At 71.5% G+C, this 23,368-nt stretch carries 22 protein-coding genes; 8 read left to right on the top strand and 14 right to left on the bottom strand.

Going from position 1 to position 23,368, the window contains the following annotated elements; translation table 11 throughout:
• Positions 1-21: 21 nt before the first annotated feature.
• A complete protein-coding gene (gene tadA / locus KE274_RS03350; RefSeq protein ID WP_211541244.1) occupies positions 22-477 on the bottom strand; it encodes a tRNA adenosine(34) deaminase TadA in 456 nt (151 codons plus the stop codon).
• 80 nt (positions 478-557) lie between these two features.
• Between tadA and upp the strand changes: the two genes are divergently transcribed.
• The gene (gene upp / locus KE274_RS03345; protein ID WP_211541243.1) at positions 558-1,190 is read left to right on the top strand and encodes a uracil phosphoribosyltransferase; all 633 of its coding nucleotides are present in this window, start codon (positions 558-560) and stop codon (positions 1,188-1,190) included.
• A 34-nt stretch (positions 1,191-1,224) separates the two neighbouring features.
• Here the strand turns inward: upp and KE274_RS03340 are convergent, their stop codons facing one another.
• The 3 genes from KE274_RS03340 to nadE all read right to left on the bottom strand — a co-directional run bounded on the left by KE274_RS03340 (position 1,225) and on the right by nadE (position 6,411).
• A complete protein-coding gene (locus tag KE274_RS03340; protein ID WP_211541242.1) occupies positions 1,225-2,028 on the bottom strand; it encodes a hypothetical protein in 804 nt (267 codons plus the stop codon).
• Positions 2,025-5,504 carry a TM0106 family RecB-like putative nuclease gene (locus tag KE274_RS03335; RefSeq protein WP_211541241.1) on the bottom strand — a complete coding sequence of 1,160 codons (3,480 nt, stop codon included), beginning with the start codon at positions 5,502-5,504 and terminating at the stop codon, positions 2,025-2,027. The genes KE274_RS03340 and KE274_RS03335 overlap by 4 nt, the downstream gene beginning before the upstream one ends.
• Positions 5,505-5,592: 88 nt before the next feature.
• The gene (gene nadE, locus KE274_RS03330) at positions 5,593-6,411 is read right to left on the bottom strand and encodes an ammonia-dependent NAD(+) synthetase (RefSeq protein ID WP_211541240.1); all 819 of its coding nucleotides are present in this window, start codon (positions 6,409-6,411) and stop codon (positions 5,593-5,595) included.
• Between the two features lie 110 nt (positions 6,412-6,521).
• Between nadE and KE274_RS03325 the strand changes: the two genes are divergently transcribed.
• Entirely contained in the window at positions 6,522-7,079 is a 558-nt protein-coding gene (locus KE274_RS03325) for a phosphorylase family protein (protein ID WP_211541238.1), read from the top strand.
• Between the two features lie 6 nt (positions 7,080-7,085).
• Here KE274_RS03325 and KE274_RS03320 read toward each other — a convergent pair whose 3' ends face one another.
• From KE274_RS03320 to KE274_RS03310, 3 genes are all read right to left on the bottom strand, one after another.
• Entirely contained in the window at positions 7,086-10,064 is a 2,979-nt protein-coding gene (locus tag KE274_RS03320) for an AAA family ATPase (RefSeq protein ID WP_211541237.1), read from the bottom strand.
• Positions 10,065-11,234 carry an exonuclease SbcCD subunit D gene (locus KE274_RS03315; protein WP_211541236.1) on the bottom strand — a complete coding sequence of 390 codons (1,170 nt, stop codon included), beginning with the start codon at positions 11,232-11,234 and terminating at the stop codon, positions 10,065-10,067. It abuts the gene before it with no gap.
• A 110-nt stretch (positions 11,235-11,344) separates the two neighbouring features.
• Positions 11,345-11,653 (bottom strand): GNAT family N-acetyltransferase, encoded by a 309-nt coding sequence (locus KE274_RS03310; protein ID WP_211541235.1) that lies wholly within the window; start codon positions 11,651-11,653, stop codon positions 11,345-11,347.
• Between the two features lie 331 nt (positions 11,654-11,984).
• On the opposite strand from KE274_RS03310, the gene KE274_RS03305 reads away from it, so the two are divergent.
• The 3 genes from KE274_RS03305 (at position 11,985) to KE274_RS03295 (ending at position 14,022) form a co-directional block, all read left to right on the top strand.
• A complete protein-coding gene (locus KE274_RS03305; protein ID WP_211541234.1) occupies positions 11,985-12,707 on the top strand; it encodes a winged helix-turn-helix domain-containing protein in 723 nt (240 codons plus the stop codon).
• A 107-nt stretch (positions 12,708-12,814) separates the two neighbouring features.
• Positions 12,815-13,774: a DNA-3-methyladenine glycosylase family protein gene (locus KE274_RS03300; protein ID WP_211541233.1), complete on the top strand. Its 960-nt coding sequence runs from the start codon at positions 12,815-12,817 to the stop codon at positions 13,772-13,774.
• A gap of 50 nt (positions 13,775-13,824) precedes the next feature.
• Complete coding sequence (locus KE274_RS03295) at positions 13,825-14,022, top strand: hypothetical protein (protein ID WP_211541232.1); 198 nt, start codon at positions 13,825-13,827, stop codon at positions 14,020-14,022.
• Here the strand turns inward: KE274_RS03295 and KE274_RS03290 are convergent.
• From KE274_RS03290 to KE274_RS03275, 4 genes are read right to left on the bottom strand one after another with little or no spacing between them, the layout of a single operon-like run.
• On the bottom strand, positions 14,019-14,774 hold the full coding sequence (locus KE274_RS03290) for an iron ABC transporter ATP-binding protein (RefSeq protein ID WP_211541230.1): 756 nt from the start codon (positions 14,772-14,774) through the stop codon (positions 14,019-14,021). The two genes, KE274_RS03295 and KE274_RS03290, sit on opposite strands and share 4 nt — an antisense overlap.
• Positions 14,771-15,814 carry an iron chelate uptake ABC transporter family permease subunit gene (locus tag KE274_RS03285; protein WP_307872134.1) on the bottom strand — a complete coding sequence of 348 codons (1,044 nt, stop codon included), beginning with the start codon at positions 15,812-15,814 and terminating at the stop codon, positions 14,771-14,773. Before KE274_RS03285 ends, KE274_RS03290 begins: the two co-directional genes overlap by 4 nt.
• Positions 15,807-16,793 carry an iron chelate uptake ABC transporter family permease subunit gene (locus tag KE274_RS03280; protein ID WP_211541228.1) on the bottom strand — a complete coding sequence of 329 codons (987 nt, stop codon included), beginning with the start codon at positions 16,791-16,793 and terminating at the stop codon, positions 15,807-15,809. The genes KE274_RS03285 and KE274_RS03280 overlap by 8 nt, the downstream gene beginning before the upstream one ends.
• A 50-nt stretch (positions 16,794-16,843) precedes the next feature.
• A complete protein-coding gene (locus KE274_RS03275) occupies positions 16,844-17,839 on the bottom strand; it encodes a siderophore ABC transporter substrate-binding protein (RefSeq protein ID WP_211541226.1) in 996 nt (331 codons plus the stop codon).
• Positions 17,840-17,939: 100 nt separating this feature from the next.
• On the opposite strand from KE274_RS03275, the gene KE274_RS03270 reads away from it, so the two are divergent.
• The 3 genes from KE274_RS03270 (at position 17,940) to KE274_RS03260 (ending at position 19,572) form a co-directional block, all read left to right on the top strand.
• Positions 17,940-18,707, top strand: coding sequence for a siderophore-interacting protein (locus KE274_RS03270; protein WP_211541224.1), 768 nt, complete (start codon positions 17,940-17,942; stop codon positions 18,705-18,707).
• Positions 18,708-18,738: 31 nt separating this feature from the next.
• Complete coding sequence (locus KE274_RS03265) at positions 18,739-19,140, top strand: VOC family protein (RefSeq protein ID WP_211541222.1); 402 nt, start codon at positions 18,739-18,741, stop codon at positions 19,138-19,140.
• 132 nt (positions 19,141-19,272) lie between these two features.
• Positions 19,273-19,572 carry a hypothetical protein gene (locus KE274_RS03260; RefSeq protein ID WP_211541221.1) on the top strand — a complete coding sequence of 100 codons (300 nt, stop codon included), beginning with the start codon at positions 19,273-19,275 and terminating at the stop codon, positions 19,570-19,572.
• Between the two features lie 27 nt (positions 19,573-19,599).
• Here the strand turns inward: KE274_RS03260 and KE274_RS03255 are convergent, their stop codons facing one another.
• From KE274_RS03255 to sigJ, 3 genes are read right to left on the bottom strand one after another with little or no spacing between them, the layout of a single operon-like run.
• Positions 19,600-21,063 carry an MFS transporter gene (locus tag KE274_RS03255; protein WP_211541220.1) on the bottom strand — a complete coding sequence of 488 codons (1,464 nt, stop codon included), beginning with the start codon at positions 21,061-21,063 and terminating at the stop codon, positions 19,600-19,602.
• A 54-nt stretch (positions 21,064-21,117) separates the two neighbouring features.
• Positions 21,118-22,458, bottom strand: coding sequence for a M20/M25/M40 family metallo-hydrolase (locus KE274_RS03250; RefSeq protein WP_439957706.1), 1,341 nt, complete (start codon positions 22,456-22,458; stop codon positions 21,118-21,120).
• Positions 22,459-22,483: 25 nt separating this feature from the next.
• Positions 22,484-23,365: an RNA polymerase sigma factor SigJ gene (gene sigJ, locus KE274_RS03245; RefSeq protein ID WP_211541218.1), complete on the bottom strand. Its 882-nt coding sequence runs from the start codon at positions 23,363-23,365 to the stop codon at positions 22,484-22,486.
• Positions 23,366-23,368 lie beyond the last annotated feature (3 nt).

Raw genomic sequence — 23,368 nt, 5'->3', positions numbered from 1 at the left:
CGCGCGAGCCCGAGCCGTGACTCAGCGGCGCTGCTGGAAGAAGTCGCGCAGCAGGGCGGTCGCGGCCTCCTCCTCGACCCCGCCGACCACCTCGGCTCGGTAGGGCAGGCGCCGGTCGCGCAGCACGTCGTACATCGACCCGGCGGCGCCTGCCTTGTCGTCCCAGGCGCCGAACACGACGCGGCCGATGCGCGCCTGCAGGATCGCGCCCGCGCACATGATGCACGGCTCCAGGGTGACCACGAGCGTGCACCCCTCCAGGTTCCAGGAACCGAGCGTCACCGCGGCCGCCCGCAGCGCGACCACCTCGGCGTGCGCGGTCGGGTCGTGCGTGGCCTCCCGGGCGTTGCGCCCCTCGCCGAGCACGCGTCCGTCGGCGTCGACGACGACCGCTCCCACGGGGATCTCCGCCGCCGCGGCGGCCTCCCTCGCCAGCCCGAGCGCGCGGAGCATCGCGGTGCGGTCGGCGGCGGTCATGCGTCGAGCCTACGGCAGCGCCACCCCGCGCCCGAGGGGCCGATGTCGTGCGCGGAGGCGCGGCGCATTAGCCTGTACTCATGCGTGTTCACGTCGCCGACCACCCCCTCATCACCCACAAGCTCTCGGTGCTGCGCGACGCGCGCACCCCGTCGCCCGTTTTCCGGCAGCTGACGGAGGAGCTCGTGACCCTCCTGGCGTACGAGGCGACGCGCAACGTGAAGGTCAGCCCCGTCGAGATCACCACCCCGGTCACCACCACCACGGGCGTGAAGATCTCCGAGCCGCGCCCGATCGTGGTGCCCATCCTGCGCGCCGGCCTCGGCATGCTCGAGGGGCTCGTCAAGCTGCTGCCGACCGCCGAGGTCGGGTTCCTCGGCATGGTGCGCAACGAGGAGACGTTCGAGCCGACGACCTACGCCGAGCGGCTCCCCGACGACCTGAGCGACCGGCAGTGCTTCGCGATCGACCCGATGCTCGCGACGGGCGGATCTCTCGCGGCCGCGATCCAGTTCCTGTTCGACCGCGGCGCGAAGGACGTCACGGCAATCTGCCTCCTCGGCACCCCCGAGGGCGTGGCCGCCATCGAGGCCATGGCCGGCGACCGCGACGTGACCCTCGTGCTGGGCGCCCTCGACGAGCGACTGAACGACAAGGGCTACATCGTTCCCGGTCTCGGCGACGCGGGCGACCGCCTCTACGGCACGGTCTGATCGCTCACGGCGCGACGGGTGTCGTCGTGTCGTGTCAGAGCGTGAGCCGGTAGCCGCGCTCGTCGCCGTACCGCGTGAACCCCGCCCTGGCGAGGATGGGCGCCGACGTCGCCACGCGCCCCTTCACCAGCGCGGTTCCCGCACCGCGCACAGCGCTCTCCCGCAGGCGCTCCGCCAGCGCGGCCCGATACGCACCGCGACCCCGGTCGGCCTCGAGCGTCGCCGCGCCCCACAGTCGCGTGAACCCGTCGACGATCGTGCACCCGCCGGTGCTCACGGCGCGCCCGTCGACGCGGCCGAGCACCCGGAAGCCGGTGCCCGCGTCGAGGGCGGCCGTCAGCTCCCGGAACTCGGCGCGCAGACCGTCGTCGTCGAGCGGCTGCTGATCCCAGACGGGCACATTGATCGCATCGACCTCGCGCAGCTGCTCGACCGTGCGCACGACCTCCGCGGTGACACCGCGCGGCACGTCGACCCTCCCTGTAGTCGTGGGACGGGCGAACACCGTGACGGTGTCGATGTGCTCGGCACCGCGGCGCCGCAGCTCCTCCTCCAGGTCGGGGCCGTCGGCCGGATTCGTCCAGAACGTGAACACGGACTCACCCCACGCTGTGACCCGCTCCAGCGCGCGTTCCACCACCTCGTCCGCGGGGCGCGCGGAACAGACCTGCGAGCCGCGTACCCCGCCCCCGAATCTCGCCGGGTACCGCACCAGGAGCAGATCGTCGCGCACGTGCTCGCTGTCGCGGGGAAGCCACGCCCACGCGGCGGCGGCGCGGAGGATCTCCTCGACCGTCGGCGTGCCGCCAGCGGTGACTCCGGGCGCGGTCGACGTCATGATTCGTTCTCCGCGGCACCCACCAGGCGCGCGAAGGCGCTCAGCCGTGCGACGCCCTCCGGTGTGTACGGCAGATCGTCGAGCAGGGCCGGCGAGTGGATGAGGTAGGCCAGCACCTGGGCACGGGAGATCGCCACGTTCAGACGGTTCTGCAGCAGCAGGAACTCCGGTCCGCGTGGCGCGTCCCGACCGCTCGACGCCGCGAGAGACGTGATCGACACCACGGCTTCCTTGCCCTGGAAGTTGTCCACCGTTCCCACGGGCACCTGCGCGAAGCCGGCAGCCGTCAGCGCCTCGTGCACCAGCTGCCGCTGCGCGTTGTACGGGGCGACGACGATAATGTCCTCCGGGGTCAGAGGCCGCACGGTGCCCACCGCGTCGTTGTCATGGAACGGGCGACCGACGAGGTCGCGCACGATGCGCACCACCTCCGCGGCTTCCTCCGGCGACTGCGTGGCATTGCCGCGGTGCCGCAGCGGGACGACGTGGAGCCCGGGCTCGATGCCCTCGATCGACCGCCGCTCCGTGCCCGGCGCCGACGCCAGCTTGCCGGCATACGCCAGCTTCGACACCGGAGCGGCCACGAACGGGTGCATCCGCCACGACTGCGCCAGGAAGTAGCCGTACTCCGGCCGCACGACGGGGTCGCCGTCCATCACCCACCCGAGCGCAGACGTGTCGACCGGCTCCGGGTGCGCCCCCTGGCTCACCTGAGGCAGCTGCTGCGGATCGCCGAGGAGCAGCAGCCGCTGCGCGCCGGCGGCCACCGCGATGGTCGACGCGAGCGAGAACTGCCCCGCCTCGTCGATCACGAGCAGGTCGAGCCCGCCCCGCGCCACGCGCTGCGTATTGCTGAAGTCCCACGCCGTTCCGCCCACCACGGCACCCTCATGCTCGTGCTCGGCCAGGAACGATGCCATCCCGTTCTTGGGGATCACGGTGTACGACGGCTCGCCCCCCTCGTCTTTCGGGGCCTTCGCGACCTGCGCGGGCGGAACCCCATCGGAGACGATCCGCTCCAGCAGCGTTTCGATGATCGCGTGCGACTGCGCGACCACGCCGACCCGGAACCCGTGCTCCTTCACCAATCGCGCGATGACCTGCGATCCGGTGTAGGTCTTGCCGGTGCCCGGAGGACCCTGCACCGCGAGGTAGCTGCGGTCGAGGTCGAGGATTCCACGCACGATCGCGTCGATCGTGTCGGCGCCCGCGTCGGGCAACGACCCCCCGGACACGGTGCGGGGCGGGCGTCGCCGAAGGATGTCGGTCGCCGCGTCGTCCGGGAATCCGGGAGCGGCCGCGTGCACCGTGTCGGCCCACTCGTCGATCGCCTGCTGCAGCGACACCACGCGCGGCGGGGCGGGCGGGGTGAGCGCGACCGGAAGCTCGTCCCAGGTCTGCCCCTGCACGGCGGACTCGACGATCAGGTAGCCGTCGTCGAGCACTTCGCGCACCGTGACGGTGTGCGGCACGTGCACCGCGCGCGACGGCACCTCCGTGTCGAACGGCGCGGGAGCGTCGTACAACGCGAACGGCTGCGACCCCGGGCCGAGCGTCGTGCCGGGTGACACCTCGCCACGGATCTCCACCTCACGCGACATGACCCGCCGGCCCTCGCCGATGCCCCAGTCGCTGCGCACCCGCGAGGACGGCGCGTCGACCTTGACCACGTCGCGCGTGCCGTCCCACATCGTGACGGGTTCGCGCAGGCGCTGGAAGTGCGACACCCAGAAGCTCTTCGCCTCACGCGGGAAGTAGTCGATCGCGGCCGCCGCGATCCGGTGCACGAGGCCGTCGCCCCCGGCCTCCACGTCTCGCTCGGCATCCGCCAGCAGGGCGAGCGAGCGCGGTGAAGGCTCGTAGATCACCTCGTCGGCGTCGTCCGGCGGAGCCGGCGTCACGCCCTCGCGCCGCGCGATCTCGATGAGCCAGTTGCGCAGCCGCCGCGTCGAGACGCAGTCGTAGCGGTTGTAGTCGGCGAGGTCGGCGAACACCGCGTCGGCCTCGGCCTGCGCGCCCGCCGCCGCCAGCTCGCGCGCCGCCACGTACTGCACGATCGAGTCGTCGCCCTTCTGCACGTCGCTCGTCCGGACGTCGTCGCCCATATAGAGCGGCTCGAGCTTCTTGATGGAATAGGAGCGCGACCCCACGCGCACCGTGCGCAGGACCACGGGGTACAGATCGACGAACACGCCCTCCCGCAGCAGCCGGTCGACCTCCCCCTCACGCACGCCGTGCCTGGCGGCCATCGCCACCAGGTGCGAGGTCTCGTACGGCGCGTAGTGGTAGATGTGCATACCGGGATGGGCTGCCCGGCGGAGTTTCACGAAATCGAGGAAGGTCTCCAGCGCCCGGCGCTCCTCCGCGAACGTGTGCGCCCACAGCGCCGTGTACTGGTCCGCGTTGTCGACCCAGCCGAACAGGTAGTCGATGCCCCACTCCGACTCGCCGTCGGGCGCAGGCTCGGTGTAGAGCGGGTCGCCCTCGAAATCGAAGAAGATATCCCCGTGGCTCGGCACCGGCAGGGTGTGGATCGCCGCCGCGTAGTGCACGTCGTAGGTCGGCGCACCGTCGGCATCAGCCCGCAACTGCAACCGCGCCTGCGACCGGAGGTTCTCGAACGTGTCGACGTTCATGCCCTCCGGCACCTCCGACGAGGCCGCCAGGTCGTCGATCGTGACGATGCCCGCCGCCCGAAGCCGAGCCCGCTGCACCGGTCGCATCCGCGCCACCATGAGCAGGTCGCGGTGGGCGATCACCTGCTCCTCGCAGGTCGCGCACCGCCCGCACGCGACGACACGGAGGTCGCCGCGATCGTCACCCCACGCGAGCGGCTCGCCCTGCGGTCCCGATGCCACCGACCGATCGGCGATCAGCGCCCGCAGGCGCGCTCGGCGCACCCGGAACAGCGGAAGGAGGTCGTCCACCGCGTGCGTGCTGACGCTGTGGTCACCGAGGATGAGGTCGACCTCGTCGGAGCGCGGGATCCCCACCCGGTCGAGCTGATCGACATATGCCGCGAGCTGCATGAGCGCCGTGACGCGCGCCTTGCGCGCCAGCTTGGAGTCCTGCACACGCCAGCGGCCGTCGGCATCTTTCCGGAGGAAGTCCGCGAAACCGACGAAGTCTTCCGTCGCGAACGCCGCCTGGAACACCACCAGCGCATCGGACCGCAGCGCCTCGATCGTCTCGGCGACAGCCGCCGCCAGAGCCTCGGGGTCGTTCGACCGGATCTTCTCCACGCGGTGCACCCGCTCCGGTCCGAGCTCGCTCAGGTACCGGTCGAGCACGTTCTGCTCGTGCACGTCGCCCAGCTGGGCCGCCCGCTGCAGCGTCGGATCTTCGGGCTCCTCGACGGCCGGCACCCGGCCGAGCTTCGCGTCGATCGCGCGACACCAGGCGAACTCGCACTCCGCGGCCGCCTTGAGGTCGCTCGCGCTCCAGATGACCCGCTGCGCCTCCGTGTCGATCCGCACAATTCTCCCGTTCTCTCGGATGCTTCGACACTATCCGCGGCATCCGACACGGGCGAAAGCGGGCGCGGCGACGCGCTCTCCTCGCGGCTCAGCGCCACCAGGTGTCGTCGGGCGTCACCGGGAGATGGCGCTTGTGCTGGGTCGCCAGGTAGCGCGACTCGATACGTCCCGCCACGTCCGGGTCGACCTCCTCACCCTCCAGGAACGCGTCGATCTGCTCGTACGTGAGACCCAGTTCGTCCTCATCCGCGCGCCCCGGCTGCCCGTCCAGCAGGTCGGCCGTCGGCACCTTGAACGCCAGCCGGTCCGGGGCGTCGAGATACTGCAGCAGCGAACGCCCCTGACGCTTGGTCAGGCCGGACAGCGGCAGCACGTCCGCGGCGCCGTCACCGAACTTCGTGTAGAAGCCCGTGACCGCCTCGGCCGCGTGGTCGGTGCCGATCACGATCAGACCGTCGTGGCCCGCGAGGGCATACTGCGTGACCATGCGCAGCCGTGCCTTGATGTTGCCGCGGTTGAAATCCGTGATGTCGCCGGAGACGGCCGCCTCGATGTCGCGCTCCACCCCGTCGACGCCGTTCTGGATGTTGACCTCGACCGAGGAGTCCGGCGCGATGAACTCCAGCGCGGCCTGCGCATCGTCCGCGTCGTGCTGCACGCGGTACGGCAGCCGCACCGCCAGGAACGAGGCCTCGCCGCCCTCGGCCCGCACGCGCTCGACCGCGAGCTGCGCCAGCCGTCCGGCGAGGGTCGAGTCCTGTCCGCCGGAGATGCCGAGCACGTAGCCCTTGGCTCCGGTCGTGCGCAGGTAGTCCGCGAGGAAGCCGACCCTCCGCTCCACCTCCGCCTCGGGGTCGATGTCGGGCCGGACGCCCAGGTCTTCCGCGATCTGCTGCTGCAACGACACGTGATCCTCCGCTCTTCGCCTGGCCCCCAGTATCCTCCCTCCGCGCGGCACCGGGGCGACGGCGCGGCGCTCGCACGCGGCATCCAGCCGAGACCTGAGAGAATGAGGCAGTGAAACTCCTCGTCGCCGCGCTCGCGTCCGAACTGTCCGCCTTCCCCGAGGAGCTCGACGGCTTCGACCGGCTCGTCACCGGCCCCGGCAAGCTGCAGGCCACCTACGCACTCACCCGCGCCCTCGACGCCCGGCGCTACGACGAGATCGTCGTCGTCGGCACGGCCGGAGCCATCGACCCGGGTCTCGAGGCCACGGTGCACGAGATCGGCTCCGCCTTCCAGCACGACGTGACCGACCTCGACGGCGTCTCCGGACAGCACGTCTCCCTGCCCGCTCGCGTGAGCACGGGTCGCGACGGCGTACTGATCGCCACGGGAGACCACTTCGTGGAGGATGCCGAGGTGACCGCCGTGATCCGCCCGACCGGCGCTGCCCTGGTCGACATGGAGACCTATGCGTACATCTGGGTGGCCGGCCAGTTCGGCGTGCCCATCCGTGCGTTCCGGGCCGTTTCGGACCAGGCCGAGGACGGCGCCCTCACCGACTGGCGAGCCGCGGTCGCGCGCTGCAGCGTGCAGCTGCGCGATGTGATCCGCGCCGAGTACGGGGTCTGAACCGCGTCAGCGCGCCTCGATCACGCTCGGCCCGTTCGCCAGCGCTCGCACCGTCAACTGCGCGGGAATCTGCTCCTGCATCGCCTCCACGTGGCTGATGACGCCGACCGTGCGCCCACCCTGCCGCAGCTCGTCGAGCGTGCGCATGGCGATGTCGAGTGTGTCGCCGTCGAGTGACCCGAAGCCCTCGTCGATGAAGAGCGTGTCGAGCCGGATCCCGCCCGCGCGCGCCGTGACGACTTCGGCGAGGCCCAGCGCCAGGGCGAGCGACGTGAGGAACGTCTCGCCCCCGGACAGCGACTGCGGCGGACGGGTCTGGCCGGTGAAGGCGTCGGCGACCACGATGCCCAGGCCGGACGCTGCACCGCGAGCCGCCAGCGCATCGGAGTGCTGCAGCCGGTAACGCCCCTCCGACATGTCGTGCAGGCGCCGGTTGGCCGCCTCCACGATCTCCTCCAGCTCGGCGGCCAGCACGAAGGTCTCGAGGGTCATCTTGCGGGTGTTCGCCCCGCGCCCGGCGATCGTGTCGGCGAGGTTCTGCAGCACCTCGAACGCCTCGGCGTCTTCGGCCGTCCGCGCCTGCTCCTCTGCGGCCGCGGCGAGAAGGCCGGACAGCCGCGTGGCGTCTCCCGCTGCCAGGGTCGCCGCATCGACCGCCGCCGACCACGTGGCCCTCGCCTCGCTCGACGCCCGCTCCGCCGCCTCGGTGTCGATCGGCTCCTCGGGCAGCGTGCGCAGCTCGAGATCGAACAGGATCGCGCGCTCCTTCTCCCGCTGCACCGCGTGGCGGGCGATACGGGCATCGAGCGCCTCCTGCTCCGCCGTCGGCCGTAGCGCCTCCTCGGCTTCCGCGGTGTCCGAGAACACGGACGCAACCAGCGCGGCGTCGCGCTCCCGCTCCGCCTCCGTCGTCGCCTCCTCCCGGCGCACGCGTTCCGCGCGGGCCTCCGACAGGCGCCGCGCCACCTCCGTGCGGTCGGCGACCGTGGCGATCCGCTCGGCCACCGATGCGAAGTCGCCGCGTGCGTTCGCCACCTGTGCGTCGGCGTCCCGATTGCGCTGCACGATGAGCGCCAGGCGCTCCCGGGCCGCGGCGAGCGCCGCGACAGCCGTCGCGACCTCGGCCTCCTGCTGTTCCCTCCGCGCCGTCAGGTCCGCGAGCTGGGCGTCGAGTTCCGCTGCTCGCGTCGTCGCCTCGACCGCTGCCGCATGCTCCTCCTCCGCCGCTCGGAGTTCGCGCTCGGCGCGCACGGGGTCACGCCCGTCGGCCTTCGCTGCGGCCGCGGCCCGTTCTGCACGCAGCGCGGCGCACGCATCACTGGCCTTGCGCTCCGCCGCCGCCGCCGCATCGCGCACGGACTCCGCATCGGCGATGTCGTCAGCGGACACGGGGTCGGTGTGCGATGCCGGCGCCGGGTGCGACCTCGAGCCGCAGACCGCACACGGTTCCCCGTCCACCAGCGACGACGCGAGCTCGCCCGCCATCCCGTCCATGCGACGTTGGCGCAACCATGCGAGCTGTGACTGGGCGGCCGCGTGTTCGGTGGTCGCCCTGGCGAGCTCGGCCTCGGCCGTGGCGCACGCGGCCTCGAGACGCTCGACCTCTCCGGCGGCGCCACACCGCTCCTTGGCGGCGCGCAGCGCGTTCTCGAGCCCCGGCTGCCGTGCAGCCAGGTCTCTCGCGGTCGCGCGCTCCGCCTCCACGGCCGCAACCAGTGCCGGAAGAGCGTCGCGCTCAGCCTCGGCCGTCTCGACGCGGTGCTGCGCGGAGGAAGCCTCCACCTCCGCGGCCTGCTGCTCCACGGCGCGCTCGGCCGCCTGCCGCTCCAGCGCCGCAGCCCGTTCCCAGCCGCCGACCTCCCGGAGACGTTCGGCGACCCAGGCATCGAGATCGTCCACGTCGAGGTCGTGGGCGGCCCACGCCGCGGCGGCGTCCGCCTCCTTCCCGAGCGACTCCTCGAGGGCGACGCGTGCGCGGGCGGCCGCCGCGATGGTCGATCGGAGCGCCTCGGCCGCGCGCGCGTTGGCGAGTTCCGCCCTGGCCTCCGCGATGCCGGGTTCTTCCGCGTCGAGGCGTGCAAGAGCCGCGCGCGCCCGATCGCGTTCCGCCTGTGCCCGCTGCTCGTCCCTCCGCGCGGCCAGAGCGGTATCGGCTTCCGTCGACCGCTTCTCTGCGTCGACGCGCTCCGAGGCCCGGCGCTCGGCTCGGTACTCGGCACGGGCGAGCGCCCGCTCGAGCTCGGCGAGCCGATCACCCGTGGTGCGGGCGCCCGGCTCGGTCTCTTCCGTCTCGGGGGCGTCGCCGCCGAGCCCGGCCTCCGCCACCAGCCGCTCGGCCTCGTCGAGCCGCGCCGAGACCGTGGCCAGCCGCGACCCCAGCGCCTGCTCTGCCTGACGGCGGCGCTCGTCGAAGCGTGACTGCACATCCTCGAAACGCTCGGTGCCGAACAATCGTCGCAGCAGCGCCTGACGATCCCTGCTCCCCGCAAGGAGGAACTCGGAGAACCGGTTCTGCGCCAGGAGGATGACCTGCAGGAACTGCTCGCGACTCAACTGCAGGATCGCATCGAGCTCATGCGCCACGTCGACCGCCCTTGCGGCACGGCCGATCCACCCCGACCCCGTGTGCTCCTCCAGCGCGACGGCGGCCGCCTGCTTCGTCATGCCGCCGCCGCGCCGCGCGGGCCGCAGGTACTCCGGCGAGCGGGTCACGCGATAGCGACCGGACGGCGTGCTGAACTCGACGACCACCTCCGACGGGTCGTCCGGCTCGCAGTGGTCGCTGCGGAGCCGCTTTTCACCGCCCGCGTACCGCGGCACTCCCCCGTAGAGGCCGAAGCAGACGGCGTCGAGGATGCTCGACTTCCCGGCTCCCGTTCGACCGGCGATCAGGAAGATGCCGTCGTCGGCGAACGCGTCGAAGTCGACGATCTGACGTGCACGGAAGGGCCCGAACCCCTCGACCTCCAGCCGATGGAGACGCATCTAGACGAGAGCCTCCGCCCGTACGCGGTCGTCGAGCACGTCGCGGATCAGCTCGCGCTCGACCTCGCTCGGGCCCTGACCGGCCCGTACGTGCTCGAGGAACGCGACGATTCGGTCGGCATCGGTGACCGCCGAGCGCAGTCGCTGCGCGTAGGAGCGCTCCGGCGCCTGCTCCGCCGTGACCGGCTGGTGCTGCACCATCGCGCAGTGAGGGTAGACCTCGCGCAGCCGTCGCATGGGCTCCGACTGGGGCACGGGGTCGGTATAGACCGCACACACCCAGTGACCCGCGTGCGCACGGACGTTCTCGGGGGACAGGATCTCGTCGAGGCTCCCGGTGAGCGTGACCAGCGGCCGCGGCACCGGCAGCTCGAGCCACTCGACCGTACCCAGGCCCTCGGCATCGAGCTCCACCACCCAAGACCCTCGGGGCTTGTGCTGCTCGCCGAAGCTGTAGTGCAGCGGTGCTCCCGCATACCGCACGCGCTCGCTCACCTGCTGCCGTCCGTGGATGTGCCCGAGGGCGACGTAATCCGGGCCGTCGAATGCACTCAGCGGCACGACGTCGAGCCCGCCCTGACGCACTTCCCGCTCCAGGCCCTCCGTGGGCTCGACACCCGCCGCGAAGCAGTGGGCGATCGCGACCGAGCGCCCCGCGTGCTCCTCCATGCCCGCTCGCACGAGCCGCATCGCGTGAGCCATGGTCTGCGCCTGCATACGCAGCGGCTGCCCGTCGGCGTCGCCGTCCGGCCAGTGCTGGCGCACGATCGCCGGCTCGAGGTACGGGATACCGAAGAAGTGGACCGGACCGTGCTCGTCGGCGATGGTGACCGGCCGGCCGATCGCGAGCGGATCGGTGAGCACGTGGATGCCGTCGCGCAGCAGCCGCGACTGGAAGCCCAGCCGAGCCGCAGAGTCGTGGTTGCCGCTCGTCACGATGACCCGCGCACCCGTCGCGTGCAGCGCCACCAGCGCGTCGCCGAGCAGGGTGTATGCATCCGCGGAGGGGGTCGCGGAATCGAAGACGTCGCCCGCGACGATCACCACGTCGACCCTCTCCCGCTCGACCTGAGCCGTCAGAGCGGCGAGCACCTCGGCGAGCGCCTCCAGCGTGGAGTTGCCGTGGAAGGTCCGGCCGACGTGCCAGTCCGAGGTGTGCAGGATCCGCATACTCACACCGTACGAACCACCTCGGACATTCGGTCAGAGGCCCGCCGCTGGTAGCCCAGCTCGCCGCGGAAGGACAGCCGCGTACGTAACACGGCGTCACACTTCCGTGGTCAGTGACGGCGCAGCAGACCGGCGCGCTCGGGGTGCGCCGCGAACCACTCGGCCACGTACCAGCAGACCGCGTCGACCTTGCGGTCGCCCCGCTCCTCGATATCGGCCACCGCCCCCTCGACCACGACTCCCGCGTAGCCGTGGCCCCGGAAAGTCGGGACGGTGAAGGCCCTCGTCAGGGCGATCGTGTGACCGTCGTCCCGATAGTCGAGCACGCTGACGAGCTTCCCGTCGCGCGTGAGCGTGTACCGCGATGCGTCCTTCTCGTCGGTCAGGATGAACCCTCCGACGGTGTGCGAGATCGTCATCCGTGCCACGTTACGCCCCCTCCGCCACGCCCGGGCGTTTTGACATGCCCCGTCACGATCGGACATAATCCCCCCATGACCACCAACGCACGCCCTTTGTCCGCCCAGGAGGCGAACGGGACTGCCGGGATGATGATGCCCGGTCGCGTTGGCATGTGTTGCCGAATGTGTCGCTGAACGAACAGCCACCCCGCCTGACCTGACTCGTCGCCATCTGCGAGAGCAGCGTCTCGAGCATCCACCCTTGCTCGCTCCCCGGCTCCGCCGGTCATTCATGCAACGCATCCGAGCCCCCGTCGCTTCGGGCTCATGTCTTGAGGACTCCATCATCATGTCGAACTCCGCCCTTCTCGAGCGTCCCTCCACCACCTCCCCCGTCCGCACCGCCCCCGTCCGCGCCGCCCACCCGGGCAGCGACTCGGCCGCGGCCGCCGGTGCCGACCTCCCGGCCGTCCGCTCGCCCCGCGGCTTCGCCCTCTACGTCGGCCTCGACGAGATCAAGGCTGCGGAAGCCGGCGTCAGCCTCCCGCTCCTGGTCGATGCTCTCCGCCGCACGCTCGCCGAGCTCGCACCGGGCGCCGAGACCCACGCGACCGTCGCCCTCGCACCGCACGGCTCCGGCGGTCGCGACTTGGACGTGGTCCGCCTCGCCCTGCAGGAGCCCGGCGCCATCGCCAGGACCAAGGCCGCCGCCGAGGAGGAGACGACCCCGGAGGAGACCGGGGTGACGGTGGACATCTCGCGCAAGCGCGTGCTGATCGACGGCGAGTCCGCGGCCTTCACGTACAAGGAGTTCGAGCTGCTGCAGTACCTCGTCCTCCGCGAGGGCCGCACGATCGAGCGCAGTGAGCTGGTCTCCGCCCTGTGGCAGGCCCAGGACGACGAGGCTCCGGGCGAGCGCACGATCGACGTGCACGTGCGCCGGCTCCGCGCCAAGCTCGGCCGCTACGAGGACATCGTGCGGACGGTCCGCGGTATCGGCTACCGCTTCGACCGTCACGCCGACGTCGTGATCCGCTACGGACACGGCACCCCCTCGCCCGACCGCTTCTGAGCGCCCGCGGTCGCGCTCGCGGGATCGGTCCCCGACGCCGGCCCGGCCTTCGCCAGCGCACCGCATGCGGGGAGCCGATGTCAGGAGCGCCGCGTAGGGTGGGCGGCATGACCCTCACCGCCCCGTCCGCGCCCACCGGGACCGCGACGACGGGTGCGCCACGCGAGACCACCTACCGGCCATCGCACCCGCTCGATCTCCGTCGCACCGTCGGGATGCTGCGCCGCGGCGGCACCGACCCGACGATGCTGTTCGACGGTCCGGTCATCTGGCGCGCGGTGCGCACGCCACAGGGACCGTCCACGCTCGCGCTGCGCATGGTCGGGAATGACGTGAAGGCGAGCGCGTGGGGCCCCGGCGCCGACCACGCCCTCTCCCTCGTCCCCGCACTGTGCGGCGCGACCGACGATCCCACGGGCTTCGACCCCTCGCACCACCCGCTCATCGCCGAGGCAGCGCGACGCAACCCGGGCGTGCGCCTCGCGCGCACCGACGAGGTGTTCGACGCTCTCGCCTGCGCGATCCTCGAGCAGAAGGTCACCTCGATGCAGGCGTTCGGGGCCTGGCGCTTCCTGGTCGCGCGCTACGGCGACCCCGCTCCCGGTCCGACCCCTCGGCCGATGGCCGTCGCGCCGACCGCGGAGCAGTGGCGGCGCATCCCGTCCTGGGCGTGGCATCGGGCCGGTGTGGAACCGCCGCAGTCCAGGACGATCGTGCGCGCCGCCGAGCGCGGAGACCGCATCGCGCGGGCCGTGCAGTCGGCGCCCACCGGGGCCGAGCGCGACCGCGTGCTCACGAGTCTGCCCGGGGTGGGCGTCTGGACCGCGGCCGAGACACGCATCCGTGCGCTGGGCGACCCGGACGCGGTGAGCGTGGGAGACTTCCACCTCGCGCACGAAGTCGGCCACGCGCTCACGGGGCATCGCACCGACGACGCCGGCATGATCGCGCTGCTCGAACCGTGGTCCGGCCACCGTCAGCGGGTGATCAGACTCATCTTCGCGAGCGGTCTGGTCGAACCGCGACGCGGACCGCGGCTGGCCCCCGAAGACCACCGCCGGCGCTGAGCCTCACCCCGGCTCCCGGCGCCGGGGGCCGCGCGTCGTATGCTGAGGCCATGTCCCGCGCCGCGCTCCGGATCTCCATCACTCTCGGCCTGCTGATCGTCGGAGTGCTCGTCGGCCTCATCTTCCAGAACGTGTGGCTCGGCGTGCTGCTCGCGGCGATCGTCTGGCTCGGCTGGTTCCTCGGCTACGAGTCGCGCCGCGGCCACAACGCCGGGGTGAACGACGAAGACCACGGCATCGAGCTCTAGTAGTACACCGCGAGGGGGCCGGACGGCCCGTCGACCACCCGCACCTCGGTATCGAACACGCGGGTCAGCACCTCGCCGGTCATGATCTCCGCCGGAGGCCCGAACTCCACGACCCGCCCGTCCTTCATGGCGCAGATGTGGTCGGCGTAGTGGCCCGCGAAGTTGATGTCGTGGAGCACGATCACGATCGTGCGCCCCAGCTCCTCGGCCGCCCGCCGCAGGTGCTTCATCATCTGCACGGCGTGCCGCATGTCGAGGTTGTTGAGGGGCTCGTCGAGCAGCACGAACTCGGTGTCCTGGGCGAGCACCATGGCCACGTACGCGCGCTGGCGCTGTCCGCCGGAGAGCTCGTCGAGGTAGCGGTTCTCGAGGGCGCCGAGGTCGAGGAAGTCGATCGCGCGACTGATGATCTCCTCGTCCCCCCGGTTCAACCGCCCCTGCGAGTGGGGGAAGCGGCCGAACCCGACGAGCTGGCGCACGGTGAGGCGCGTGACGAAGTGGTTCTCCTGCCGCAGGATCGACACGACCTTGGCGAGGTCCTTCGACTTCGTGGACGCCACGTCCAGCCCCGCGATCTCGATCGCGCCCGCGTCCATGCCGTTCAGCCGCCCGATCATCGTCAGCAGCGTCGACTTCCCGGCGCCGTTGGGTCCGATCAGGGCCGTGATGCCGCCCGCGGGGATGCGGAGATCGACGGGGCCGATCCCGACCTCGCTGCTGTAGTCACGGCGCACGCCGTCGAGTGCGATCACAGTCTGCCCTTTCGGAGGATGACGAGGAGGAACACGGTGCCGCCGACGATCTCGATCAGGATCGACACCATGCCCTGCGCATAGAAGACGTTCTTCATCACGAAGTACGCGCCGGCGAGGATCGAGAAGGCCGTGAGCACCGCCACCGGGAAGATCAGCCGATGGTCGTGCGTGTCGGCGAACTGGTAGGCGAGCGTCGCCACGAGGAACCCCAGGAAGGTCATCGGCCCGACCAGCGCGGTCGAGGTGGCCATCAGCACGGCCACCAGCGTCAGCACCAGGAACTGCTCGCGGCGATGGTCGAGCCCCAGCGAGCGGGCCGCGTCGGGGCCGAGCGCGAGCACGTTGAGCCGGCGCGAGCGCAGCCACAGCAGCACGGATGCTCCGGCGACCAGCGGGATCGCGAGCGGAAGGTACGCGGGGTCGGCGTTCGACACGTTGCCGAACAACCGGGCCGCGAGCACGTCGAACTCGCTCGGGGTGAGCAGCCGTTGCATGAACGTGGCGACCGCGCCGAGCCCTCCCCCGATCACGATGCCCACGAGCAGCATGATCTGCAGGTTGCCGTAGCGCCCCGACAGCAGCCACCCGTACAGCACCACGGCGAGCCCCACCATGATCACCACCTGCAGTGCGAACTGCCCGATGCCCTGGATCGCCACGAGCCCCGCGACGCCGAAGAGGTACACCGTGGTGGTCTGCACCACGCGGTAGAGCGACTCGAAGCCCATGATCGACGGCGTGATGATGCGGTTGTTCGTGACGGTCTGGAAACTCACGGTCGCCACGGCCTGCGCGACCGCGACGACCGCCATCACCACCACGGAGGTCGCGCGGTGCTGCGCGATGCGCCAGAACCCCGGCGTGCCCACCGGCATCGGGTTGTCCCACGCGAGGAGGCCGAACGCCGATCCGGCCGCGATCACGGCCAGCACGACCAGCACCACCGCGTAGCGGCGTCGTGCGCGCGGTGACGTGAACGACCCGGCCGACCTCGTCGTCTCACGCGGCTGCGTCACCGCCGCCGTCCGCTCAGCCACGACGACGCTGCCTCAGCAGGAGGAACACGAACACCACGGCGCCGACGACCCCGAGGATGAGCGACACCGGCACCTCGAACGGCATGATGATCGTGCGTCCGATGATGTCGCACACCGTGACGATCGCGATCCCGAGCAGGCACACCCACGGCAGGTTGCTGCGCAGGTCGTCGCCGCGCACCATCGACACGATGTTCGGCACGATCAGCCCGAGGAACGGCAGATTCCCGACGACGACGGTGACCACGCCGGTCGTGACCGCGATCAGCGCCGTGCCGAGCAGGATCATCCGGTTGTAGCCGACGCCGACGTTGGTCGCGATCTCCTCGCCCAGCCCGGCGATCGTCAGCCGATCGGCCACGAGGAACACGATCACGCCGATGATCGCGACGATCCACAGCATCTCGTACTGTCCGCGCATGACCGAGGTGAAGCTGCCCGCGAACCACACTCCGATGATCTGGAGGGAGTTCGTGACGAGCGCGAAGTAGGTGGTGATCGCTCCGACGACCGCGCCGAGCATGATGCCGACGATGGGCACGATGAGCGACGACTTCAGCGCGACGCGGCGCAGGAACGCGAAGAACACCATGGTGCCGATGAACGCCGCGATCACCGCGCCCGCCATGCGCAGCGGCAGCGAGGGCTGCGGCACCAGCACCATCACCGCGAGCAGGCCCAGCCCGGCCCACTCGGTGGTCCCGGTGGTGGTCGGCTCGACGAAGCGGTTCTGGGTGAGCAGCTGCATGACCAGGCCCGCCATGGCCATCGCGGCACCGGCCAGCACGAGGGCGATCGTGCGCGGCACGCGGGTGATCTGGAACATCTGGGCGCCGTCGTCGGCTCCCGCGATGTCGTACACGCCCGTGACGAGCGAGATCGCGAGGAGTACGGCGACGGCGAGCACGCCGAGGAGGAGCTTCGGGTCGAACAGGCGGCCGGAGGAGCGTGCCGTCCGAGCGGGGAGCATACGTGTCATGGGGAATGCCGGCGGCGGCACCCGTCCGGACGGGTGCCGCCGCGCAGCCCTTACTTGTCTGCGCTCTTCTCGAGCGCGTCGGCGAGGTCGTTCAGGAACGCGGTGTACGTCTGGATGCTCTCGTTCAGGTACGTGTCGGTGGGCATGTAGACGATCTGCCCGTCCTTGACCGCGGTGACGCCGGCGAGCGCCTCGGAGCTCTCCAGGATCTCGGCGGCCTGCACGTAGTCGGGCGTCTCGGCCGCGAACACGGCGTCGCGGTCGAGCACCAGGATCCAGTGGGGGTTGGACGCGGCGATCGCCTCGACCGAGATCTCATCGCCCTGGTGGTCGTCGGTCGCGTCGTCGACCTCGAGCGCCGGCGTGAGGCCGAGGATGTCGTAGATCGGGCCGAGGGAGCGGCCGACGGTCGGGGCGAGGTAGCCGATCTGACCACCCGAGGTGTTGACGGCCATGACGGTGTCGGTGTCGTCGTACGCGGCCTTCGCCCGCTCGACCGCGGCATCGAACTCGTCGACCAGCTTCTGCGCCTCGTCCTGCTTGCCGAAGATCTCGCCGAGGACCGTGGTCTGACGCTTGAGCTCGGCGTCGAACGCCTCGCCCTCGCGGGGCTCGAGGTCGATGATCGTGGCGTCGGGGACGAGCTCGGCGATCGCGGCGTTGTGCTGTGTGAAGCGCTGACCGCTGATGATGAGGTCGGGGTCGGCCGCGACGATGGCCTCCAGGTCGGGCTCGGTGTGCAGGCCGATGTCGACGATGCTGTCGTCGGTGGCGTAACCCACGGTCTCCGGCATGAGCGAGACCGCGCCGGCGGAGAGCTCGACACCCCAGTCGGACAGGGTCTGGAACGTGCGGTTGTCGAGGGCGACGACCGATGCGGGCGGCGTGGAGATCTCGTGTTCGCCCGTGTTGTCCTCGATGGTCACGGTGCCGGACGAGGCGGTGGTTTCCTCGGGTTCGGCGTCGGCGCCGGTGGCGCAGCCGGAGAGCGCGAGCAGGCCGACCAGGGCGACGCTGGTGACGGTGAGGGTTCTGGGCACGGACATGGAGAGACTCCTGTTCTGCGGGATGGTCGCGCACTCGAGGGCGCCGGTCAGGCGGATCAGGACGAACCGACCGCCTCGGTTTTTAGGTTAGCCTTACTTTATGAGCGAGACGAAATCCGGCTTCACGATCGAGCGTCGCGGCCTCGAGCTGCGCTTCCGCACCGTCACCCTGACCGCGCGCGAATGGCTGGCTCCGGACTACGTGCGCGTGCGCCTCAGCGGCCCCGACCTCGCCGGCTTCGACTCCCCCGGCGCCGACGACCACATGCGCCTGTTCTTCCCGGACGGCCCTGTGGGTTCCGTCGAGGAGCTGCGCGCCGCACCCAGCCGCGAGTACACGCCGCTCGCCTGGGGCGAGGACTGGCTCGACGTCGAGTTCGCGGTGCACGGCGACCAGGGGGTCGCGGCGCCGTGGGCCGCCCACGCGCCGCTCGGATCCGAGATCGGCGTGGGGGGACCGCGCGGCGCCGCCGTCGTCACCGGCACCCCCGGGTCCTGGCTGCTGGTGGGTGACGAGACCGCGATCCCGGCGATCCGCCGCTTCGCCGCGCTGATCCCGACCGGCGCACCGGCCCGCATCGTGGTCGAGACCGTCGCCTCCAGCGGCGAGGTCGACATCGCCGCCCCCGTCCCGGTGCAGTGGCTCCACCGCGGCGACGAACCATCCGGATCGGCGCTGATCGCCTTCCTCGAGTCCCTCGCGGCCGACGACCTCGTGGGCGCCGACCCCTTCGTGTTCATCGCCGCCGAGCAGTCGATCGTCAAGCCGGGGCGGGCACTGCTGGAGCGCTGGGGCGTCGACACCGCGAACGCGGTCGTGAAGGGCTACTGGAAGCGCGGCGAGGCCGAGTACCACGCGCCGCACTGACACGCCCGGGCCGCACTGACAGACTGGGGCCATGGCGCTTCTCGATCACCTCGGCATCACCGTCGGCGACCTCGAACGCGGACGGGCGCAGTTCCACCCCGTCCTGACCGCACTCGGCTACGAGCCCGGCGGCGAGGACGACCACTCCGTCTCGTGGCACAACGGCGACGAGACCGAAATCATCCTCTACACATGGGACGAGGACTCCGAGCCGCACCGGCACGGACGCATCGGGTGGCAGCACCTCGCGTTCGCGATGCCGTCGCGCGCCGAGGTCGACCGCTTCCACGCGCTCGCGCTCGACGCCGGGTGGACCGCGGTGCGCGAACCCAAGGAGTATCCGCGCTACTCCGCGCGCTATTACGCCTCGTTCGTCGAGGACGCCGACGGCATCCGGGTCGAGTTCATGTACAACCCGCCCAAGGACGCCTGACCTCGACGTCGCGCAGCCACTCCCCCCTGCACCGCCGGGCGCCGCAGTAAGCGATCCGCGGTTCCCGCGGACCTGGCCGGCCGCGGCACCAGGATGCTGGCAGGGTGAAGGCTCCGGTGCGACGATGAGGAGATGGAATCGATGGATGCGGCACAGATCTGGACGATGATCGGCGCGTTCACGGCCCTGATGTGCGGCACGCTTACCGTGGTCTCGACGATGTTCGTCCGCGTGCTCCGCAGCGAGGTGGGCGGGCTCCGCAACGAGATGAACGGCCGCTTCGACGCGGTCGACGCCCGCTTCGCGACGGTCGACGCCCGGTTCGACGCGGTCGATGCCCGGTTCGACGCCGTGCACACCCGCATCGACGGACTCGACCGCGACGTGCAGGCGCTCGTGAAGCGCACGTTCGGACTCGACCGCGACGCCTGACCCACGCGATCGCGCCGCGTCCGATGCTCAGACGACCGGTGCCGCCTCCGTCTCGACCGCACGATCGGTGAACGCCGCCTTCGGAACGAACACGAGCAGGGCGGCCGCGGCGAGCGCGGTCACACCGCACACGACCCACACCGTGACGTAGCCCGCGAGCGACCCCGCCGTGCCCTCGGCCACACCACCCGCGCCGCTCGCGACGCCGTGCAGCAGCGCGATGCCGAAGACGCACGAGGCGATCGCGCCGCCCACGGTCTTCACGGAGTTGGTGAGCCCGGTCGCGACTCCGGTCTGCGTGGCGGGAGCCGCCGAGGCCGCCGCCGCCGGGAGCGCGGCCACCAGGGCCCCCGACCCGACACCGACCACCACCATGTTGGCGATCACCTGGCCGTAGGCGTCGTGGAACGGCAGGAACAGCAGGAATCCGATGCCGACCAGCACCGAGGCTCCCATCAGCGTGAGCCGCGGAGACGCCCACCGCGCCACGACGGGGAACAGCAGCGCGCCCGCGATCATCGCGATCAGGTACACCCCGATGATCAGCGAGGTCGCGAACCCGCTCGTGCCCAGGCCGTAGCCGTACACCTCGGGGTCGGTGCGAGCGAAGGTCGACAGCGGCGCCTGCGCCCCCAGCACGCTCACGCCGAACAGTCCCGCCGTGAGGAACACGGGCCCGAGTGCCGGCGAACGGAACATGCGCACGTCGATCAGGGGATCCTCGCAGCGCAGCTCCCACCGCACGAACGGCAGCACCAGCAGCAGCCCCAGCACCACGACCGCCCACGACCACGGGTTGACGAGGCCGCCCTCGAGGCGCAGCAGGCTCAGCCCGCCCGTGAAGCACAGCAGCGCGAGCGAGATCAGCACCAGTCCGACCGTGTCGAACACGCCGCCGGTCGGCTCCGGCGACTCCCGCACACCGAACAGGATCACGAAGAAGCACACCACGATGAGCACGGCGGGCACCAGCAGCACCACGGTCAGCGGCAGCACGTCGATCAGCGCGCCACCGACGAGCGCACCGATGATCGCACCGCCCTCGAGCGCCGCGACCAGCAGGCCCGCGGCCTTCGCCGTGACCGCCGATCGCCCGGCCAGACGCCGCGAGCGCGACCAGATGAGCGCGATCTCCAGCGGGAGCCACACCACGTAGAAGCCCATGAGCGACCACGCGAGCAGGAACACCGCGAACGAGTCGGTGAAGGGCAGGACGAGCGCGGCGGCGGCGGTCACGGCGGTCGAGATCAGGAGCATCCGCTTGTGGCCGAGCATGTCGCCCAGCTTCGCGAACGCCGGGACGACCAGCGCCGACAGCATCAGCTGCGACCCCTCGAGCCAGTTCACGTCTGCGTCGTGGATGCCCAGGTGGCGGGCGATGTCGCTGAGCATCGGCGTGTAGTAGCCCTGCAGGACGCCGCTGGTGAACTCGACGAAGGCGAGGAAGCCGACGACCACGGCCAGGGTGCCCAGAGTGCCGGTGCGCGTCATCGCGTCTCCTGCTTCAGATGTCGGGTGCGGGGACGAGTCCCCGGTGGGGTGAGATCACCCTAGCCGTTCCAGCAGCGCGCGATGGAATCGCTCCCCCCGCTCCAGCGCGGCGATCTCCACGCTCTCGTCGACGCCGTGGATCGACGCCCGCTGGGCGTTCGACATGTCGAGCGGCGCGAAGCGGTACACGGCGGGCGCGAAGCGGTGGAAGTGGCGCGAGTCCGTCGCCGCCATCATCACGTAGGGCACCGCGGGGACACCGGGATGCGAGACCTCGAGTGCGGCCGCCAGCAGGGCGAACTGCGCGTTGCCGGTCGATGACTCCGGCGACGGCTCGCTGGCCTCCAGCACCTCGACCGACACGAGCGGGTCGCGCACCCGCCGACGCACGCGGTACACGGTCTGCTGCGTGGTCTCCCCGAGCGCGATGCGCAGGTTCACCGTGGCCGACGCCTGCGAGGGAAGCACGTTCGCGGCGGTCCCGCCCGACTGCATGGTGGGCGCGACCGTGGTGCGGACGAGTGCCGCGGGCTCCCCGCCGAGCGCCGCGAAGAGCCGTGCAGTGAGCGGGGGCGCGGCGGCGAGCAGCCGCAGGAGGTGACGCGCGGGCCCGGGCGTCTGCGTCGCGAGGACCCCGAGCATCCGCAGCACCGCGGTCGAGGCGCGCGGCCGGAACGTGCCAGGCCCGAGGCGGTCGACCGCGCGGGCCACGCGACGCACGGCGGTGAGCGCCGGCGGGGCGGACGCGTGCCCGCCGTCGCCGCGCGCCGTCAGCCGCAGCGTCATGACGCCCTTCTCGCCGACCCCGATCACGGCGGCACGGCCGGGCACGAAGGGCAGAGGCGCAGCCACCACGGCCCCGCCCTCGTCGATCACGAGCCACGGCACGATGCCGCGGTCGCGCAGCACCCGTGCGATCTCCTCGGCCGCCCGGCCGTACGTCTCCTCGTTGCCGCCGAACGACAGATACACGTCGCGGGGCGGACGGAAACCGTCGGCCAGGAGGTTCTCCACCGCCTCCAGCACCACGATCAGGGGTCCCTTGTCGTCGAGGGCGCCGCGACCGTGCACCGACCCGTCGGCGATCACGCCCGCGAAGGGCGGGTGCGTCCAGGCGTCACTCTCGTCGACCGGGACCACGTCGTAGTGCGCCATGAGCACGACGGGACCGTCGGCGGCGGCTCCCGTGCCCGCCCAGTGGAACAGCAGACCGAGGTCGGTATGGCGCTCGAGCGTGAGCTCTGCGTGCGTGCGCGGATACAGCTCGGCGATCAGGGCGGCGAACTCGTCGAACGGCGCGAGCCCGCGCTCCTCCAGCTCCGCCGAGACGGTGGGAACGCGGATCATGCGGGCGAGGCGCTCGGCGATGCCGGGACGCACGGTGGGGGTCGACACCCTCGTCATGCTAGCGACCGCGCGGTCATCGCCACTGCGTCAGCTTCTCGGGGTTGCGCACCGCGAACACCTCGGCGATCCGTCCGCCGCGCACGACGAACGAGAACACCGCATCCGCCTCCCCGTCGAGCGTCGCGAGCAGTGCGAGGCCGTCGGGCGCAGGGGCGAGGGCGACCTCGGCCTCCGGGTTGCGGCGCGCGATGCCGAGCACGAACCGTGCCACGTGGTCGGCGCCCGCCACGGGACGCAGCGCCGCGCTCTTCCTGCCACCGGCGTCGGAGCGGAGCACCACGTCCGGGTCCAGCAGCGCTACGAGCCGGTCGAGGTCGCCCGTGTCCGCGGCTCCGAGGAACGCCCGCACTACCGCATCGTGCTGCCCCCGGTCGGCCACCCCGGCCCGACCCGCCCGCACGCGACGACGCCCCTGCGAGGCGAGCTGTCGCACGGCGGCGGGCGTGCGACCGACCGTCTCGGCGATCTCCGCGAACGGCACGCCGAACACGTCGTGCAGCACGAAGGCCACGCGCTCGGCCGGCGTGAGCGACTCGAGCACCACGAGCAGGGCCAGGCCAACGGACTCGTCGAGCGTCACCCGGTCGAGCGGGTCCGGGTGCGGGGGTGCCGCGAACGGAGAGCCGTGCGGCACGGGCTCCGGAAGCCAGGGGCCGACATACGTCTCGCGGCGCGCCCGTGCGGATCCGAGCACGTCGAGGCAGATGCGCCCCGCGACCCTGGTCATCCACGCCGCCGGGTTGACGATCGCCGCGCGCTCCGCGGGCGCCAGGCGGTACCAGCGCGCGTACGTCTCCTGCACCGCGTCCTCGGCGTCGGCGACCGTCCCGAGCATGCGGTATGCGAGCGCCAAGAGGGTGCGGCGTTCGGATCCGGTGGGGTCGAGATCGTCCATCGC

Source organism: Microbacterium paraoxydans (assembly GCF_018224615.1).
Lineage (GTDB): Bacteria > Actinomycetota > Actinomycetes > Actinomycetales > Microbacteriaceae > Microbacterium > Microbacterium paraoxydans_B.
This window is presented reverse-complemented; position numbering and strand designations above follow the sequence as displayed.